This is a genomic window from Sulfurimonas sp., from assembly GCF_016744025.1.
GTDB lineage: Bacteria > Campylobacterota > Campylobacteria > Campylobacterales > Sulfurimonadaceae > Sulfurimonas.
On record NZ_JADGFC010000042.1, the window covers coordinates 1 to 18,989 of the forward strand.

Annotated in this window: 18 protein-coding genes and 1 pseudogene; 5 read left to right on the forward strand and 14 right to left on the reverse strand. The window is 32.8% G+C overall.

Features of this window, described 5'->3' with window-relative positions; translation table 11 throughout:
* Positions 1-109: 109 nt before the first annotated feature.
* The 5 genes and pseudogenes from QZZ48_RS07750 to QZZ48_RS07770 form a co-directional block, all read left to right on the forward strand.
* A pseudogene (locus QZZ48_RS07750) lies at positions 110-331 on the forward strand (PLP-dependent transferase); the annotation flags it as partial.
* Between the two features lie 105 nt (positions 332-436).
* Positions 437-1,543: a homoserine O-acetyltransferase gene (locus QZZ48_RS07755; protein WP_294963974.1), complete on the forward strand. Its 1,107-nt coding sequence runs from the start codon at positions 437-439 to the stop codon at positions 1,541-1,543.
* The gene (gene xseB / locus QZZ48_RS07760) at positions 1,536-1,724 is read left to right on the forward strand and encodes an exodeoxyribonuclease VII small subunit (RefSeq protein ID WP_294963977.1); all 189 of its coding nucleotides are present in this window, start codon (positions 1,536-1,538) and stop codon (positions 1,722-1,724) included. The genes QZZ48_RS07755 and xseB overlap by 8 nt, the downstream gene beginning before the upstream one ends.
* On the forward strand, positions 1,724-2,530 hold the full coding sequence (locus QZZ48_RS07765) for a carbon-nitrogen hydrolase family protein (protein WP_294963980.1): 807 nt from the start codon (positions 1,724-1,726) through the stop codon (positions 2,528-2,530). Before xseB ends, QZZ48_RS07765 begins: the two co-directional genes overlap by 1 nt.
* The gene (locus tag QZZ48_RS07770; protein WP_294963983.1) at positions 2,514-3,131 is read left to right on the forward strand and encodes a dual specificity protein phosphatase family protein; all 618 of its coding nucleotides are present in this window, start codon (positions 2,514-2,516) and stop codon (positions 3,129-3,131) included. The genes QZZ48_RS07765 and QZZ48_RS07770 overlap by 17 nt, the downstream gene beginning before the upstream one ends.
* A gap of 67 nt (positions 3,132-3,198) precedes the next feature.
* On the opposite strand, the gene QZZ48_RS07775 is transcribed toward QZZ48_RS07770, so the two are convergent.
* The 14 genes from QZZ48_RS07775 to QZZ48_RS07840 all read right to left on the reverse strand — a co-directional run bounded on the left by QZZ48_RS07775 (position 3,199) and on the right by QZZ48_RS07840 (position 18,914).
* Entirely contained in the window at positions 3,199-4,539 is a 1,341-nt protein-coding gene (locus tag QZZ48_RS07775) for a sodium-dependent transporter (protein ID WP_294963986.1), read from the reverse strand.
* A gap of 249 nt (positions 4,540-4,788) precedes the next feature.
* Complete coding sequence (locus QZZ48_RS07780; protein ID WP_294963988.1) at positions 4,789-6,012, reverse strand: OprD family outer membrane porin; 1,224 nt, start codon at positions 6,010-6,012, stop codon at positions 4,789-4,791.
* A 175-nt stretch (positions 6,013-6,187) separates the two neighbouring features.
* On the reverse strand, positions 6,188-7,399 hold the full coding sequence (locus QZZ48_RS07785; RefSeq protein WP_294963991.1) for an OprD family outer membrane porin: 1,212 nt from the start codon (positions 7,397-7,399) through the stop codon (positions 6,188-6,190).
* Positions 7,400-9,487 carry a TRAP transporter permease gene (locus tag QZZ48_RS07790; protein ID WP_294963995.1) on the reverse strand — a complete coding sequence of 696 codons (2,088 nt, stop codon included), beginning with the start codon at positions 9,485-9,487 and terminating at the stop codon, positions 7,400-7,402.
* A 27-nt stretch (positions 9,488-9,514) separates the two neighbouring features.
* Positions 9,515-10,471 carry a TAXI family TRAP transporter solute-binding subunit gene (locus tag QZZ48_RS07795; RefSeq protein ID WP_294964020.1) on the reverse strand — a complete coding sequence of 319 codons (957 nt, stop codon included), beginning with the start codon at positions 10,469-10,471 and terminating at the stop codon, positions 9,515-9,517.
* A 192-nt stretch (positions 10,472-10,663) separates the two neighbouring features.
* Positions 10,664-11,377, reverse strand: a complete 714-nt coding sequence (locus QZZ48_RS07800) for an EAL domain-containing protein (protein WP_294963998.1) — start codon at positions 11,375-11,377, stop codon at positions 10,664-10,666.
* Between the two features lie 98 nt (positions 11,378-11,475).
* On the reverse strand, positions 11,476-12,723 hold the full coding sequence (locus tag QZZ48_RS07805; protein ID WP_294964000.1) for an NnrS family protein: 1,248 nt from the start codon (positions 12,721-12,723) through the stop codon (positions 11,476-11,478).
* Positions 12,723-13,460 carry an ATP-binding cassette domain-containing protein gene (locus QZZ48_RS07810; RefSeq protein WP_294964002.1) on the reverse strand — a complete coding sequence of 246 codons (738 nt, stop codon included), beginning with the start codon at positions 13,458-13,460 and terminating at the stop codon, positions 12,723-12,725. Before QZZ48_RS07810 ends, QZZ48_RS07805 begins: the two co-directional genes overlap by 1 nt.
* The gene (locus QZZ48_RS07815) at positions 13,448-14,230 is read right to left on the reverse strand and encodes an ABC transporter permease (protein WP_294964005.1); all 783 of its coding nucleotides are present in this window, start codon (positions 14,228-14,230) and stop codon (positions 13,448-13,450) included. Before QZZ48_RS07815 ends, QZZ48_RS07810 begins: the two co-directional genes overlap by 13 nt.
* A complete protein-coding gene (locus QZZ48_RS07820) occupies positions 14,231-15,220 on the reverse strand; it encodes an ABC transporter substrate-binding protein (RefSeq protein WP_294964008.1) in 990 nt (329 codons plus the stop codon).
* Between the two features lie 86 nt (positions 15,221-15,306).
* On the reverse strand, positions 15,307-17,238 hold the full coding sequence (locus QZZ48_RS07825; protein ID WP_294964011.1) for a TonB-dependent receptor: 1,932 nt from the start codon (positions 17,236-17,238) through the stop codon (positions 15,307-15,309).
* Positions 17,239-17,349: 111 nt separating this feature from the next.
* Positions 17,350-17,733: a biopolymer transporter ExbD gene (locus QZZ48_RS07830; protein ID WP_294964012.1), complete on the reverse strand. Its 384-nt coding sequence runs from the start codon at positions 17,731-17,733 to the stop codon at positions 17,350-17,352.
* Positions 17,720-18,187: a MotA/TolQ/ExbB proton channel family protein gene (locus QZZ48_RS07835; RefSeq protein WP_294964014.1), complete on the reverse strand. Its 468-nt coding sequence runs from the start codon at positions 18,185-18,187 to the stop codon at positions 17,720-17,722. The genes QZZ48_RS07830 and QZZ48_RS07835 overlap by 14 nt, the downstream gene beginning before the upstream one ends.
* Positions 18,188-18,191: 4 nt before the next feature.
* The gene (locus QZZ48_RS07840; RefSeq protein ID WP_294964017.1) at positions 18,192-18,914 is read right to left on the reverse strand and encodes an energy transducer TonB; all 723 of its coding nucleotides are present in this window, start codon (positions 18,912-18,914) and stop codon (positions 18,192-18,194) included.
* Between the last annotated feature and the right edge of the window lie 75 nt (positions 18,915-18,989).

The window sequence follows — 18,989 nt, forward strand, 5'->3', positions numbered from 1 at the left end:
TAGAGCTTTTTTATAATCCATTATAGAAATACCTTGGTTTCTTACCAATATACAGAAGTTTGCAAGGGTTTTCAAACCCCCATATTTTTAATTAAGTCACTCTTTAGCAGAAGCGACAAAGATAGTAGATGCAACGCAGCTTTACTCTTTAGTAGTAAATATAGGTGATAGCAAATCAATCATAACTCACCCTGCATCTACAACACACTCACAGTTAACTCCTGATGAACTTGTCGCTTGTGGAGTTCCTGCTGGTCTTATTCGTATCTCTTGTGGACTAGAGTCTGTCAAAGATCTTATAGCTGATATCAAACAAGCTTTACAAGCTTAATTAACTACAAAAAAGGGCAATTTTCTTTGTCCTTTTATCTCAATAAAATTAGTATTAAGTCATTTTCGCTAAAATAACATAATTATTTTTATGGAGAGCTACAAGTTGCCTTTGAACCTGCAAACACACACAGAACACTTTACAAATCCTCTCTACCTCGAAAGTGGTCGTATTTTAGAACCTTACGATATCACTTATGAGACTTATGGTGAGATAAATGATGACAAAAGCAATGTAGTTGTAGTTTGTCATGCACTTACTGGTTCACACCATTGTGCAGGTGTTTATGAAGATGAAACTAAAGCTGGTTGGTGGGATGGACTTATAGGTTCAGGTAAAACCATAGATACAGACAAGTATTTTGTAATCTGTTCAAACGTAATTGGTAGTTGTTTTGGTTCAACTGGCCCTATGAGTATGCAACTCCCTCATCACGACCACTACCGTTACAAATTTCCTGTTGTAACTATCAAGGATATGGTAAAAGCTCAACGTATCCTTTTTGACAGACTTAATATCCATAGAGTTCACGCTATTATCGGTGGTTCAATGGGAGGGATGCAAGCTCTTCAGTTTGCAGTACACTTTCCAAATTTTACAGAAAAAATCATCCCTATGGCGGCAACTCATGCAACTCAACCTTGGGCTATTGCTTTTAATAAAGTTGCTCAAGAGTCTATCCTAAAAGACCCTGATTTTAAACAAGGTTATTATGACCCAGATGTTATAAGAGAGCAAGGACTTTCAGGTATGGCTGTTGGTCGTATGGCTGGTCATATTAGCTTCTTATCTCCTGAATCAATGGCAAATAAATTTGGTAGAGAGTATAAAAGAACAGATGGTCTTTACGAGCTTTTTGGAAAGTTCCAAATTGAGTCATACTTAGAGTACAATGGTTATAATTTTACAAAATGGTTTGACCCTTTGGCTTATCTTTATGTGACAAAAGCGATAAATATTTTTGATCTTTCTCGTGGATATGATTCTCTACAAGAAGCACTAAAAAAAGTTACTGCTAAGGTCCACCTTATAAGTTTTAAAGGTGATATCTTATTTACAAATAAAGAGATGAAAGAGATAGCATCTACCCTTAGTGAAATAGGAAATAAGAACTATAACTATATAGACATAGATAGTGATTATGGGCATGATGCTTTCTTAGTAGAGCTAGATAAATTTAAAGACTATGTAAAGGAAGCACTAGATGAATAAGACACAAGATTTTGAGACTAAACTAGAAAATGCAAAAAAAACTTTAGAGAATCTAATGAATCCTGAAATTACACTTGAAAATAGTGTTAAAGAGTATGAAAAAGGAATGGGTGAACTAGCTCAAGCTCAAAAAATACTCGAAGATGCAGTAATAAAAATAAAAGAAATAAAGAGCAGTTAGTGAGAGCAGCAGTACTACAACTAAGCGCACAAGGTATGAGTAGTACTAAGCTCTACAATTATATAAGAATTGCAAACACAAAAGGTGTAAAACTTCTTCTACTTGGTGAGTATATCTTAAATCCATTTTTCAAAGAGTTAGAAACTCTTTCTGTCTCTATGATAAAAGAGCAAGCTGAGCATCAAAGCAAGGTTTTAAGAGAATTATCTTCTACATACAGCATGACAATAATTGCTCCACTAGTCATTGTTAAAAAACAAAAAGTATATAAAACTGTAGCTAAGTTTGCACCCTCTTCTACTGCCTATTATCAACAACAACTTCTAATAAACTACACACATTGGAATGAAGAAAAGTTTTTTCAAAATGACACAAAAGCTATTGAGTCACCTATGGTATTTAAAATAGATGGGTTTAAGTTTGCTATTATGAGTGGATTTGAACTTCATTTTGATGAAGTTTTTGCTGAACTTTCAAGTAAAAACATAGACTGCATACTACTTCCAAGTGTCTCTACTTTTGATTCATATGAGAGATGGAAAACTCTTATTCTTTCTCGTGCATTTGTACATAACTGTTACATCTTAAGAGCAAACCGTATTGGTGAGTATACGGATAAGGATTTCAACTGGAAATTTTACGGTGACTCACTTTTAGCATCTCCAAATGGAGACCTATTACAACACCTTGGAAATAAAGAAGAGCTTATGATTGTAGATATGAATCATACTGATGTAATTGCTTCTAGACGTTCTTGGGGATTTAAAGAAATTATAAAAAAGGTTCAAAATGAAAACAATATTTAAAGTACTTTTCATAGTAATTTTAGCTATTGCGGCTTATTATGTATATCATGTACATTTCGACTATAGATTTGAAGAGATAAGTAAAGATAAGGTATATAAATCAGGGATGATTAAACCCAATAAACTTGAATATTATCTTGTAAAACATAATATTAAAACTGTTATAGATTTAATGGATCCAGGTGTTCAAGATGCCCTCAATCCAGCACAACAAAAAAATATAGATGCAGAAGATAATGCTATCAATAGAATAAATAAAAAAAATAATCTTAGTATAAATCATGTAAATATCCCATCAGGACAGGTACCTAATAAAAAAACTCTTACTAAGTTCTTTGAAATTCTAGATAATAAAGATAATTATCCAGTTCTAATTCATTGCTACCATGGAACAGGAAGAGCACAAATGTATAGTGCTCTTTATAGAATAGAATATGAAAAATGGAAAACTGAGGATGCAAGACAAAAAACAAGATTCATTGTTGAAGGTTATGGATACAAAAGTAGTTTTTCTAAAGGTAGAGGAAAAGGTGACTTTCTTATTAACTATAAAGCTAGAGATGAGGGAAATAATAGTACTTTGAATACACTAAAAAAATAATACTATTTTTAAATTATAAACTAACTATATCATGCCCCATTCGGGGCACATTATTAAGCAACGATTACTATATAACCCCAAGCTTATTAAGAAATAACACTATGATTGCTAATGGAACTACATATCTTATTAGAATATACCAAATATTAAAAATAAACTCTGGTACAAATCTTGTAAACTTTTCATGTAATAGTTGTTTATCAACATAGTAACCTAAGAATACACTTATTAATATACCGGCAATTGGCATAGTAATTGATGATGTTATATAATCCATCCAGTCAAATGCATTTTTACCAAAGAATGTGAGTGAAGGCCCATAAGCTTCAGACATAGAAAGTAAAGCTACGATACCTAAAGAGTAAAAAACAGAGCCACAGATTACAACTGCTTTTTTTCTTGTCATATTAAATCTTTCGATAAAGAACATTAAAGAAGGTTCTATCATAGAAACAGCCGATGTTATACCTGCAAATACTAGCGCAGAGAAAAATGCAACAGCTATAACTTGACCAAGTATTCCCCAACCTGAAAAAATAAGTGGTAAAGATATAAATACTAAACCTGGACCTGCTGAACTCTTTGCATCTGCTTCAAAAAGGAAAGTAAAGATAATAAGTCCTGCTACTATAGCAATAGTAGTATCAATAATAGCAACAAGAACAGAAGACTTAACAAAGTTAGCATTTTTTGGTAAAGATGCTGAATATGTCATAATAGTACCAACTCCAAGAGAAAGAGTGAAAAAAGCTTGTCCTAGCGCTGCTAAAAGGGCATTTTCATCTATCTTAGACCAATCAGCAATAAACATAAACTCTACTGCTTCACTAAAACTATCTAGTGTAATTGCATAAATCAACAGACCTGCTAATATAAGACCTAAAAGAGGCATCAAAATAAGGTTTACTTTTTCTATACCGTCTTTAATACCTTTTAATACAATAAAAATAACTGTAGCTGAAATAATTGTATGAAAAAATATCTGTAAATTTGTTTCTTTTGTAATCAAGTTCGTAAAGGTAGCTGCAGCCACTTCAGGATCAGTAGGAAGAGCACTAAATGATATAAATACATAGTTTAATATCCATCCCAATACAACAGAGTAAAAAGACAGTATTATTAAACCTGTAAAAAGCATAAAACCAGCAAATTTCCAGTTTTTATTTTTTGTCTTTGACATTGTCACAAAAGATGTTGCAACATTTGCTTCTGAAGTCTGACCTATCACTACCTCTGCTATAAATATAGTTAGACCAATAAATAACATAGCAAGAAGATATACTAAAACAAAAGCCCCTCCACCGTACTCACCTGTAATATATGGAAACTTCCATATATTACCTAATCCTACTGCTGAACCTGCAGCTGCAAGAATAAAACCAATTCTTGAAAATTTATTTATTTTCATTAATTTTTCCCTTTTTATTTATATTCAAATTTCAATCTAAATATTATTTTTAATAAGCTTGTATTTTATTATAATCTATATAAATAGAAGCAAAAAATCATTGTAAATTTTAGTACTAAAAATATGAAGTAATTTATCAGTTAATATGAGAATATAAATAGTTTATTTTAGTGATTGTTTTAGCGTGAGGATTTAATAAAAGTAGGTTGTCAGGTTTAAAGAAGGGAAGATACCCTTCTTTAATTTACTCTAGAATTTTACACCGTAAATAATTCTAAAGTCAGTTCTGTCATTTACACCAGTATCATCCTTAGCCGCACTACTTACATTTCTAACTGAATATCTAACTCTTATGTTTGAAATACTGTTAAGAGCATATTTTCCATCAAAATTTGCTTCAGTAAAATCATCTTTTTTAAGTGTTTCATCAGAAGAAACATCTACATAACCAGCTTTTAGGCTTAATCCAGCCATAGGCTTAAGAATAACTTGAACACCAAATGCAGTACTTGGTTCTTTGTCATCATACCCTATTTGCCAAGCTGAATACATTACACCAGATCTAACTTCTTTAAAATCATTATCTTGAATTTGATTAAATAGTAAAGCTAAATCTACAATACTAACTGTTGTACCAACTTTCACACCAACCATCATAGAATCATCAGCACCAGATGCTTTATAACTATTCCCACCATACTGCGCTTTAAGATAAGTTTTTTCACCAAACGGTATTGCATAGTTAATGTCTGCATATCTATAATTTGTAACAGTAATATCTTGATCTTGACCAGCTGTTGTTCCATTGGCATCATAAGTGTCCGATACTGCTTGAACATATTGTGCTCTTACTTTTAAAGGCTCATAGCTATTATTTATCACTGATATAGATGCTAATCCTGATTCTCCCCATGATGATTCATTATCTAAAAAGTCATTATTTTTAGATCCAAAACCTGTACTCGCCCAAACATAATCTAATTCTATTGTTGTATCTAGTAAATCTTTATTTATTACAACAACTGCTTCATAAGCAGTAGGTACTGTACGAGCATCATATCCATTCATAACTGGAGTTGAAAGTGCTTGGCGACCAACTTTAATTATAGTTTTAGCAACCTTATATTCTAAGTATGCTTGACCAAGTAAGTTAATATTATCACCATTACTTTGTAAATTAGAAGACCCTGTTCCTTCAGATTTATCATATACACCGCCGATACTATTACTTGAATAGTAAGCAAAACCAGCATTAAAGCCCATATAATCATCACTAACATACTTCATAATACCACCAGCTGTTAAAGATGTTGCATTCATTGTACCAGTTTTATCAAAACGTCTATCAAAATAGTATACTCTTGCGTCAACTGAAAATTTACCATTTGTTAAAGATTCAGAAATTGTTTCAGCAGCTTGAACTGCCCCTGCCATTGACATAACAGCCACTGCAGATAATATTAATTTTTTCATTTTATATTCCTATTGTTTTTTTAAATTTTATTTTTACTTAAAAATAAAAGCAACTACATATGATAAATACTCACCCCCAAGCATAAATCACTCCGCGGTCTTAGCTGGTATAAGCATAAATTATACCATGGCTAAGAACGAGATTCTGTAAAGTTTTTTTGTCTTTATTATTAAATTAGAACTTTACACCGTAAATAACTCTAAAGTCAGTTCTGTCATCACCGTCAGAATCTGTCGTTACATCTTTAATAGAGTATCTAACTCTAATATTTGAAATTGTATTGATTGCATATTTTACATCAAAGTTAATTTCAGAATAATCATCTGTAGTAGAATCTTCATCAGCAGAAACAACTACATAACCACCTTTTAAACTTAAACTATCAATAGGATGAACTACAGCGTATCCACCAAATGCAGTACTTGGTTCGTAGTCACCATATCCTTGTTGCCAATCTGTATACATTGGTCCAGCTTGAATAGTTGCAAATACATTATCTTTAATCTGATTAAATACTAACGCTAAGTCAACAATACTAACTGTAGTACCAACTCCAGCACCAATCATAAGTGAATTATCAGCACCAGAAGCTTGATAAGTGTTACCACCATACTGTGCTTTTACATAAGTTTTTTCTCCAAATGGAACTGCATAATTAGCATCAACATATCTATAATTTGTTACTGAGATATCAACACCAGTACCAGCACTTGTGCTGTTAACATCATAAGTATCTGATAAAGCTTGAACATACTGTGCTCTTACTTTTAAAGGCTTGTAACTATTATTAGAAACTGAAATATATGCTAAACCTGCATCTCCCCATGTATCATCATGATCCACAAAGTCATTACTACTAGATCCAATAGATGTACTAGCCCAAACATAACCCACTTCTAGAGTAGTATCTGGAATATCTTTGTTTTGAACAATTACTGCTTCAAAAGCTGTAGGGGCTGTACGAGCATCATACTGATTAATAATTGGAGTTGAAAGTCCTTGACGACCAACTTTTAACATAGTATTAGCTATCTTATATTCTAAGTATGCCTCACCAAGAATATTAATATTCTCACCATCACTTTGTAATGCTGAAGTACCTACTCCACCTTCTTTTGAGTATAAACCACCAATTTTATTACTTGAATAATAAGCTAGTCCAGCATTTAAGCCCATATAATTATCACTAACATACTTCATAATACCACCAGCTGTTAGAGCTGTTGCATTATCTTTTCCATCTGTATCAAAACTTCTGTCAAAGTAGTATACTCTTGCATCAACTGTAAACTTACCGTTTGTTAAAGAGTCCGTGATTGTATCAGCAGCTTGAACTGTACCTGAGATAGACATAACTGCTATTGCAGATAATATTATTTTTTTCATTTATATTCCTATTGTTATTTTTTTAATTTTACTTTTTTGCATAATATATACTGCAGCATAAAGTATAAAACCTACTACATATGATAAATACTCATCCCCAAGCATAAACCATTCTGAAGTCATATTAGGTACAAGCATAAATGGTACCACTGCTAACAACAATACTCTTTCAAGCATTGTTGTTTGTCTTATAACCCAACCTTGTGTTGCTGAAGAAAATGCGAACATTCCAGCAGCGGCTGTGAAAAAGATTAACGCTATCTCTACTGGATTTGTAATCCATTGCCATAAAGATGGGTTGTTCGGATCTAGCGCGTCTACTCCAGCAATAAGAAGTAGTTTATTGTTAAAAAAGAATGCAAAAGGAAGAATTGCAGTTCTTATATCATAAGCAAAACCTTGTAATCCTGTTTTAATAGGATCACTCTTTGCTATTCCTGCGGCCGCGTAGGCGGCCATTCCAACCGGAGGCGTATCATCCGCGAGTATTCCAAAATAAAATACAAATAAGTGAGCGGCTATTGCCGGAATTATATAACCCAAATCTCCGGCAAGAGTCATAATAATAGGCGCCGTTAAAGATGCCATTACTATGTAGTTTGCCGTTGTTGGAAGTCCCATACCAAGTACAAGAGAAACAATTGCTGTAAAGAAAAGTACAGCTACTATATATCCACCCGACAATTCCTCTATAACTTCTGCTAAAACAAGACCAATACCAGTAAGAGTTACTGAACCAACTACAATTCCAGCAACTGCTGTTGCAATTGCTATAGGAACCATATTTCTTGCACCATTAACCATACCATGTCCAATATCAGCAAATCCACTCATAAATACAGAAGCATCTAACTTTCTTCCCTCTAGATATGCATATACAGGTCTTTGAACAACCATAATAAGCATCATAAAGCCAATAGCGTTAAATGCTGCCATTTGAGGAGACTGTCTAAGCACGATAAGCGTATACATCAAGAAAAATATTGGCACAATATAGTGAATACCACTTTTAAAAACTGTAAACGCTTTATCTAATTTAGAAGGGTCTTCACCCTTAAGACCAAGCTTTTTTGCTTCTAAATGCACAATATAAAAAAGTGCAAAATAACTTACAAAAGCCGGAATAGCAGCAGCCATAATTACATCAGTATAATTAAGACCTAAAAACTCAGCAATGATAAAAGCCGCAGCACCCATAATAGGAGGCATAAGCTGACCATTGGTCGAAGCAGCAACTTCAACAGCTGCAGCCTTGTGACCTGGAAAACCAAGTTTTTTCATTAAAGGAATTGTAAAAGTACCTGTTGTTACCGTATTGGCGATTGAACTACCTGAGATAATTCCCATCATACCAGATGCCGCAACAGATGCTTTTGCCGGTCCTCCATCATATCGACCTAAAAGCGCATAAGATAAATCAATAAAGTATTTTCCTGCTCCTGCACGCTCTAAAAGAGCTCCAAAAAGCACAAATAAGAAAACATAACTAGCACTAACCCCTAAAGGTACTCCAAAAATACCTTCAGTTGTAAGGTACATTTGACCAACTATCTTATTTATACTCGCACCTTTATGTGCGATCAAGTCAGGCATATATGGCCCTAAATAATCATAAGCCATAAAAATTACAGCGATTACAGGTAATGCCATACCAAGAGTACGTCTAGCCGCTTTTAGAAGTAGGAAAATAGTTCCAAGTCCCATAGCAACATCAAGATGTGACCAAGCACCACTTCTAGCATTTAGAGCATCATAATTTGCGAAAATATACAGTGCTCCCATAACAGCTAATGGCCCTAGTAAAAAATTGTACCAAGGTATAGTTGTCATAGTCTTTTTTGTTCTAAACATAGGATACATTGCGAATGCCAAAGAGAGTGCAAAAGCAAGGTGAAATGTTCTTACAAAAACACTATTTGTTGGTACCACTACTACATATATTTGATATGCTGACCACATAAATGCAATAATCATAATCAACCAGTGCTGCCAAGAACTCTCATCTAGGGTTCTTTGACCTTCTAATTTCTCTGTAAGCCTTTCTTCTGTTTCGATGAACTCTTCATCAAGATGCTTAGTTTCAGTCATAAATACTCTCTTTATTTTGAATAGGTTTTATTTTATAATCCCTGCTTCTTTAAATGCTCTAATTGCTCCTGGATGTTGAGGAACAGCTAAACCATCTAATAAAGATTCTTTAGTAATAGTTTTATATGCTGGATGAAGAGCTTTAAACTCATCGAAGTTATCTAAAATTGTTTTAGCAATTTGATAAACAAATTCTTCATTAATAGTGTTCTTAGTAACTAAAACAGCTTTTACACCAATACTCGGAGTGTCATGTTTAACACCTTTGTAAAAAGTTCCAGAAATAACACCTTTTGCGTAATAAGCATACTTTGATACTAATGCATCAATAGCTTTTCCATCAATTGCTATAAGATCGATATCTACAGAGTTTGCAGCGTCCATGATGTTTGCAGTTGGATGACCAACTGTATAGAAGTAACCATCAATCTTATTATCTTTAAGCATTGTTGGACCTTCTGAAGCCTTTAGCTCATTTACCAGTGCTAAATCAGAAGTTTTAATGTTAAGAGCATCAAAAACAGTGTCAACTGACATTCTTGTTCCTGAACCTTGAATATCTATATTTAACTTTTTACCTTTTGTATCTGACATAGTTTTAATGCCAGAGTCTTTTCTAACAACAAATGCAAGTAACTCAGGATAAATAGCTAGAACTGATCTTAATCCAGTAACTGCCTTACCTTTAAATTTACCTTCTCCGTTGTAACCCTGATATGCTGTATCACTTTGAGCAATACCAAAATCTAGTTCATTTGCATTTATATTATTTACATTATAAACTGAACCACCAGTTGATTCTACTGAACATCTTATGCCAGTTTCTTTTTTATTTTTATTCATCATACGACAAATAGCACCACCAGTCGGATAGTAAGTTCCTGTAACTCCACCTGTTCCTATCGTAATAAACTGTGCAGCAAAAGCTGGTACACTTAAAGACAACGCTAAACTTAAACCTACGATTTTTTTACTGTTAATCATCATAAATGACTCCAATTTTAAAATATAACTATTTATTATAGTCAAGCTTTCATTGTACTTGTAATGGCATAAAAAATCAAGGCAAGTTTTCTGATTAAGGGCTTTGTGCCCTATACTGCTACTTTTTTCAAGGATAAAGGTATCCATTCATTGTTTTTCGTTTGATAGAATTAGATAAAGATTCTCTTAATACTAACTTTTCCATTTAGTTATAAATTTAGATTTAAACAAATAGCCTTGAACAAAGTCCACACCTATCTCCTTTGCCAAATCTAAATCTGACTGAGTTTCTACACCTTCTAAAACAGTATATTTTGAAGATGCTTTAGCATAATTAACAACTCCTTTTGCAATTTCTATGTAGTTATGATTTTTCTTAATTATCCTTAAAAAATCTATATCAAGTTTTATTGTATCTGCTCTATGTAAAAGAGATGAAAAAAACATACTATTTGGTTTTGCATAATCATCGTAAGCGTATGGAATATTATATTCATCCATCCAGTCCATAAAGTCTTCTATGTCCTTTGCGCTTTCTTCATCAGAGTTCTCTATGATTTCTATAATTATTTCTTTTTGTTTATTAAATAGCTTCACCCAAAAAGATGTGTGACTTGGTTCTATTGCAATATCTGGGTCTAAGTTAAGAAAAAGTTTTCTACCACTAGGACGATTATCTAATTGAAACTTCTTTAGTATAGTCTCTATATAAAAAAATAGTTCTATATCTTCATGTATAGTTCTAAAAAAGTCTGCAGGAGATATTAGTTTTCTTCCTATCTTAAATCTGCTGAGTGCTTCATATCCTACTATATTCATATCTTGTAAATTAATTACTGGTTCATAACATACACCATAATTTTCGCTACTCATTATTGATGTAATTATATTTTTATTTAAATTCATATATATTCCTTTATATTTGAAATAATACAAAAAAAGAACTTAAATAATTATGATAATGATTATTGTTTTAATATTTATTGGTGTATGGTAGGAAAGAATTAGCCTTTTATTCCATCGGCTCTTGGGTTCATTAAAAATGAATAGAACACTTTTATATAAATCATAAACGGTATAGTCCATATAATAGAAGAGAAAAGATATAACTCGCTCATATACTCCTCAAAAAATGGGATTAGACTTCTCATAAGCGTTGCTACAATTATAAGCCCTACCATCAGATGCGTATAAATATTTGATGTTAGATGTCTTCCGGTATGAATCGTACCTATTATTATCATCACTACCATATAAGAAAGCCCTATTCCTCCACTTGTTATGAAGTGTCTAAAGTGATTAATAGCATCTATGTTAGGATTTAGTAAATCCCATCCCATAAGAGCGTAGCCAAGAGAAAGCATTACAAATATAGATGAAAGGTAAATTACAAATGGCTGATTTAAAATAAACTCATCTTTTAGAGCGTAATCAGCTGTTATTCCAAGTATTGAAGCTCCAACGGCTAATCCTAACCAGCCAAGTGCTGAGTTCTGTGGATATAAAAACTCTACTATTGTAAAAACAATTACCGCAAATATTGCCAAGTTTGTTTTTGGAGGTCTTGAGATATAAATATCATCGATACCCTTATCTTCCATAAGCTCATTTATTGATTCCATATTTGCACGTCTAAGTGCTAAAAGGATTAAGATAACAATAGCACCAAGTGCAACTTTTAAGATGCTCATAGAGTCTGTAGATGCAAGTCCTGCCTGAGATGCAAAGAACCAAGCTTCTATGATAAACAGAGCTAAAAGTGTATAACCTAGAGATGCATGACGTTGGAGTTTATCTAAAACTGCATCTTTTGCAAACCAGATAAGCCAGCCAAGCATAGCAAGGTTTAAAAATGCAACTATATATACACCAAGTATATCCATAAACCAAAAACTAACTCTTCCAGCCACCCAAAGAATCATGATGTACTTTAGTCTCTTTCCTACAAAAGGAACCATGCCCGGAAAAAGTTCCGGAATACCTGTAGTTAAAAAAGCCATTGCTCCAGCAGTTAAGATGCCAAATAGCATCTCATATACATGCCAAATTACAATATTATTCATAAAAGGTATATTTAAAATTCCACTCCAAACTAAACCCCAAAGAAGCATAGTTATTATCATATATGGAGCAAGCAGTAAAAATACTGGTCTAAATCCATAGGCTAAATATGGAGGAATGTCTTTTTCATCAGGATAATAAAGATAGTGATTTGTAGCGTGTAATTTCTGTTCTTGTTCTAATTCGCTCATTACTTTAACTCCAATTCAAACGTATCTATTATCTCTACATCTTGTAGTATCTTTGCACTTTCACCGTAAACATACTTGTCATCTCTTTGGTTTTGAGAAAGTTCATAAGAGAACTTCTTAACTATGTGACCGGGGTCAGCTTTTAAAAGAAGTATCTCATCACTAAGTCTTATGGCTTCCATCAAATCATGAGTGATAAAAAGTATACTTATCTCTTTTTTAGAAATCATATCTATAAGTATGGCTTGCAGCTCTTTTTTGAGTCCGATGTCTAAAGCAGAAAATGGCTCATCAAGAAAGAGCAGAGAAGGTTTAACAACTAAAGCTCTTGCAAAACTAACTCTTTGCTTCATACCACCACTCAAATCTTTTGAAAACTTATCAAAGTCTTGCTCTTCTAGTCCAAACTGTAGAGCTATCTTACGTGATTTTTCTATGGCAACACTGCTTTTTTCTCCAGATGCTAAGAGACCTAGGGCTATGTTATCTATTACATTTTTCCAAGGAAGAAGTCTCGCTTCTTGAAAAGCAAAAGAACTACTTGTAAATGTATTTGTAACACTTCCCTCTTCTACATCTAAAAGACCAGCACATAGATGCATAAGAGTAGTCTTACCACCACCACTAGGTCCAACAACGGAGAGAACTTCACCTTTTTCAAGCGTAAAGTTTATGTCACGAAGGATTTCCGTAAAACCAAAGTGATGATTTAATCTCTTTACTTCTAACTTCTCCATAACTCAACCTCTCTTTTAATTGGTTCAAGTATGATGTACTCAACAAACATAAGTGAACCTATCATGATTACAACTAAAGCCAATGCTGTTGGAGTATCTAGCTGGCTTCTGGCAACTGCTAAAGTCGCTCCGATACCATCACTTGTTGCTAAGAGTTCAGCCATTACAACTATCTTCCAAGCCATACCAAGACCACTAACCCATGCAGGAAAAACGTAAGAAAAAATATGCGGAAAATATACGTCAAAAAACTTCATATGCCAAGGTAGGTTAAAACTATCTGCCATCTCTTTTAAATCACCATCAAGTGTACGTGTTCCTTGAAGTGCTCCTACAAATATAATAGGAAAAGATGCAACGATTACAGTAAATATAACAGTCTCATCACCCATACCAAACCAGATCATCGCCAAAACTATCCAAGCGATAGGAGGCATACCTACAAGTATAGTAACTATAGGACGGCTCATCATAGATGCAGTTGCGAAGAAACCTGCGATGAGACCCAAAATAGAACCAATAAGTAAAGAGATGCCAAAACCTACAGATGCACGATACAGGGTTGTATTTATCTCTGCTATGATTTCTTCATCTTGAAGCATTAGAGCTAAGGTTTGAAATGTTTCTAATGGTGAAGGAAGAACCAAGTCTCCATAAACCTGATTTCCAACATCCCAAAAAGCTACAAAAAGAAGTATAGAAGCTATCGCTCCCCAACCACTCCAAAGGTAAGCTGGAAAATCTTTTAATATTTTTAGAGCAAACTTCATCTACTTAGCTTTATAGTAGAAACTATCTTGAGGAAGCTGTCCGCCTATACTTTTAGGATCTTCTTCTTTTAATACATTGAAGAAAAACTCCATTTTCTCTTTTGCATCTACAGCTGTAATACTTTTCATATTTATATGCGCTATAGAGTCAGCTACACCTTCTTCGCTCAGAAGGTCTATTTTATTTGCAACTAAAACTCCTGCTTCTTGTGGATGAGACATATACCACGCTAATGATTTGTCATACTCCTCCATAAAACGCGCGATGACTTTTTTGTTACTCATACGACCGAGAACTGCCATACCAGCTTGTGGGATGCTGTTGTCAGTATTGAAAACTCTTGCCCACTCGTCTTGCAGGTCTACACTTCTGTATAAATCAGGAGCAATTACACTTACTGGAAATGATTTTGTTTTACGAAGAGCAACTGAGATAGCAGGTTCTGCTAAAAGTGAATGATCGATTCTTCTAAGGATTAGCATCTGCATAGCATCTATAGGAGAGCTTACATATACTAACTCAAAATCTTTTTTAGGATCTAGTCCTTGCTTTTTTAGAAGTTGTTTAAAAACTATATCAGGCATGTCAGCACGAAAAGGAACTGCAATTTTTTTGCCCTTAAAGTCTTTGAGAGTTTTTAGATTAGGATCTCTACTAATCATTCCAAGAATTCCCCAAGTAGAAACATTAAGAAGTTGAATATCAACGCCTTTGTTATTTAAGATTGCTGCTGTATTTGTAGGGATAGCAACAAAATCAACATCGCCTTTGATTACAATAGCGCGAAGTTCATCAGGATTTTTCCAAAGTCTAAACTCTACTTCTTTTGCAACATCTTTAAGAGCTTGTGTTTGTATCATGTGAAGCAGAGGATGTGATACAGATGCAAATGGTCCGGCAATAACTATCTTGTCTACTCTTGCATCTGCTTGTAAGGAGCTTATTATAAACAGTATTGATAACAGCCCCATATGTATAAATTTTTTCATTAAATATCTCCAATATGAATTAAGTATCAAATAATAGCATATTGATATTAATTATCATTGACTTTAATCAATATATGGGATTTTATTTAAAATTCATAACTTAATTTAGCATAGACATAACGACCTCTAATGTAGAAATTATCACTATTACCGATTTTTCTTACATCACTTAAATTATCAGCTCCAGCTCGAACTGTAAAGTCTTTCATAAACTCTTTAGAAAATTGTAGCCCTAGAGTAGTATAATGATCTAATTTTTCACCATCAGAAGCAGTTTGTTTACCAACATAATTAACACGAAAATTAGTACCAACTTCCCATGCAAGTTCAGCAGAAAACTTTAAATTAGCAGTATGAGATGGTCTATTAAATAATTCTTTTCCTGTATCTTTATTTTCAGTATCAAGAAATGTATAATTAAAATTTAAATCGACTTGATTTAATATTTTATTTTGAGCATATTCTAATTCCACACCATCAATTCTAGCTTTTCCTACATTTGCATAAGTAGTTTCTCTATATGTTATTATACCTGCTACAGTATCACCTGTATAAAGTGTTTCGATTAGATTTGTAAGTTCTGTGTGAAAGTAGCTTGCTTTAAACACCGATGAATCTTTTTCATAATCATAAGCAAGTTCGAATGTATCAGATTTTTCAGGTTTTAAATTATCATTACCTACAAACCTAGTAATAGTTTTTGGTGCACCATAAAATGGAGCTCCAGATGAATAAAATGCTATAGGAATAGAAGTAGTATATTCACTAGAATTTTGAGTAACTGTGGGGGCATTAAATCCATGTCCATATCCAGCTTTGAGTCTGCTGTTATCGTTTAACTTATATACAACATTTGCCTTAGGGGACACCTCTGCACCAAACCTTTGATGCTTGTCATATCTAGCACCAACAGTCACTATAGTATCTTCACCAAGTTCTATTTCATCTTGAAAATATACTGATGCATAATTAATAGAATCTTCAAAACCTTTTGTTGCGTCATCAGAAGCACTATCATATCTTTTTCTATATTTCTCTATTCTATACTCTGCACCAAAAACTATAAAATTATTTGCAAATGAAGCAATTTCCAATTCGGTATTAAATGTGTCATCACTCATCTCATGAGTATATGAAAATTGATCTGTATGTGTATTTGAAGTATTATTATAATATTTTGTGTTTAAAGCAATATCATCAAATTCTTTTTTATACCCTATTGAATAATGATACTTATCTATATTATTGAGCTCATTATATGTACTTGTTTTTCTTATTTCTTTTCCTAAAATTGCAAATGCTGTTACTTGCTGAGTAGAATCAATATCATACCAAGCCTTCAACATTGCATTTTGCACTTTTTTACCTTCTATTATTGTAGTACTATTCATACTTTCAGGTTTTAAGGACTTAGAATTTGCATACCCAATAATAGAAAATTTATCATTTATTTTTCCACCTACAGATACTGAAGCGTCAACATTTTCTCCTTCATCCCTTGAGGCTTTTCCTGCTTCTAAAGTGACTTCGCCTTGTATTTCTTCTATTGGTTTTTTAGTTATTATGTTTATAACTCCACCAATACCATTAGAACCATAAAGAGCACTCATTGGCCCACGAATAACTTCTATTTTTGATATAGCATTCATAGGTATCCAGTTATATTGAAAATTACTATGCCCTATTTGAGCATCACTTCCAGAAATTCTTTCTCCATCTACTAAGATAAGAGTATTTTTAGAATCATTACCACGGATGTTAATAGTTTGTCTTCCATTTAATGATGAGCTATTCACACCCATATTTAGTCCAACAACACCTTCTAAGGCTTCTTTAATTGAAGAAGCTCCTGTTCTTTGTATATCTTCTTGTGTTATTACAGAAAAACTTCCTGCAGTATCTAAAGCTGATTTTTGTGTTTTTGCTGTTACGATAACATTTTTTAAATCATCTGCAGCATTTAAAGTGTTTATGAGTAAACCACTTACTAACAGACTCAAATATATTTTTTTGTTCATTTTTTCTCCAATTGATGATAACAATAACTATTATCATTAGATAAATATAAAAAATTACTTTTTATAAAACTACTGTCTTTAACCGCCTCTCCTTATAATTTGTTTTTTCTACTATTGTTCTTTTGTAACTAATGCTAGTTTATTTAAAGAGTGTGTTTTTAATAGGTCTAATATACGAACAACACGTGAATATGGAACATCTTTGTCTATATAAAACATTATCATTTTTCCTTCTTTAGCTAAAGGTAATATTTCAGCTATTACCTCTTCATATACAATTTTTTTACCATTAACTGCGAGTGAATCTTTTGACAACTCGATACTTAGAGTTTTTTCCTCACTTATCTCTTTGCTAGCGCCTGCTTTTGGTAACTCAAGCATAAGAGCAAGTTCTTCTTTTTTAAAAACTGAGCTGACAAGAAAAAATATCAACAGAATAAATACAATATCAACTACAGGAGTCATATCTAACCCTAATGGCTCACGACGTTTCATGAATTCCTGCTATCTTTTGTGTTAACAATTGCTCGGTTCTATCTAATGCACCAATAAAGTAGTTATAAAATACATATGCTGGGATAGCTACAACTAAGCCACCAACCGTAGTGATAAGTGCCGTTGAAATACCTTTAGCAAATTGAGTAGGATCACCTAGACCATGAACCATGATTCCCTCAAATGCCATAAAAATTCCAAGTACAGTACCAAGAAGCCCTAACAGTGGAGATATTGTTGATACAATTTTTAAAGTCGTTAATCCTATTTCAAGTGGTGCTATTAAAGCAGCTGCTCTTAACTCTGCTCTGTCTGATGGTAAGTCTATATCTTTTGTACGAAATTTAAAAAGTGTTATAGAAGCTATTTTCCATATAATTATTACAGTTGCTAGCATTGCCATAGCAGATAAAATATACATAATAACTCCACCCTTATCTAAATAATATTGCATCTGATTAATCCTTAAGTGCGTAAATTATAGGTACATTAAGTTCCCATCTATCTAAATTTTCAGGTAATGGCTTAAAACGATTTAACTTAACTAAAAGCGATTTTGCTGCCGCATTTAACCTCTTATATGGACAAGGAGAACCAATCTCTACCGACTTGATATCTCCTTGTTTTGTAATAATAAAAGAAATTTCAACAACCCCTTCTTGATTCATCCTTCTTGCCTGTCTTGGATATTTTAGATGTTTTTTAATCCAAACTGCCAACTCTGAAAGATAGATATTTTTTTCTTTCTCTAAAAGATTTTTTTTAGCTAACTGAGACTTTCTATACTCTTCTTCTTTGGCTAATTTTTCTTTTTGAAGTTGAACTAATTTCTCTTGTTCTAACCTTTTCTCGTTTTGCTCTTCTTCAAGTAACTTTTGTTCTTGTACTAACTTTTTTTGTATTAGTGCTTTTTCATCTATAACCTGTTGTTTCTTTACTATCTTTTTAAGTACTTTCTTTTTCTTTTTTTGTGGTTTTTTTATTGGTTTTTTTGGTTCTTTTTTTTCTACCTTTTTTGTTGTGTTAATTATAGATACATAGTGTATAGATTCTGTTTTTGAAGTACTAATACTTACATCATCACTCTTTGCAATATTTTGAGCTAGTAAAATAGACACCATTATAAATGTACTTATAATGGCACCAATCAAAAAACTAAAATCTTCACTTTTCTTTATCATAATTTTTTACTTTAAACTTTTTTTCTTATTGTTTCGCATCTCTAAAAAAATACCACTCAAGATTAGGAACTGTCT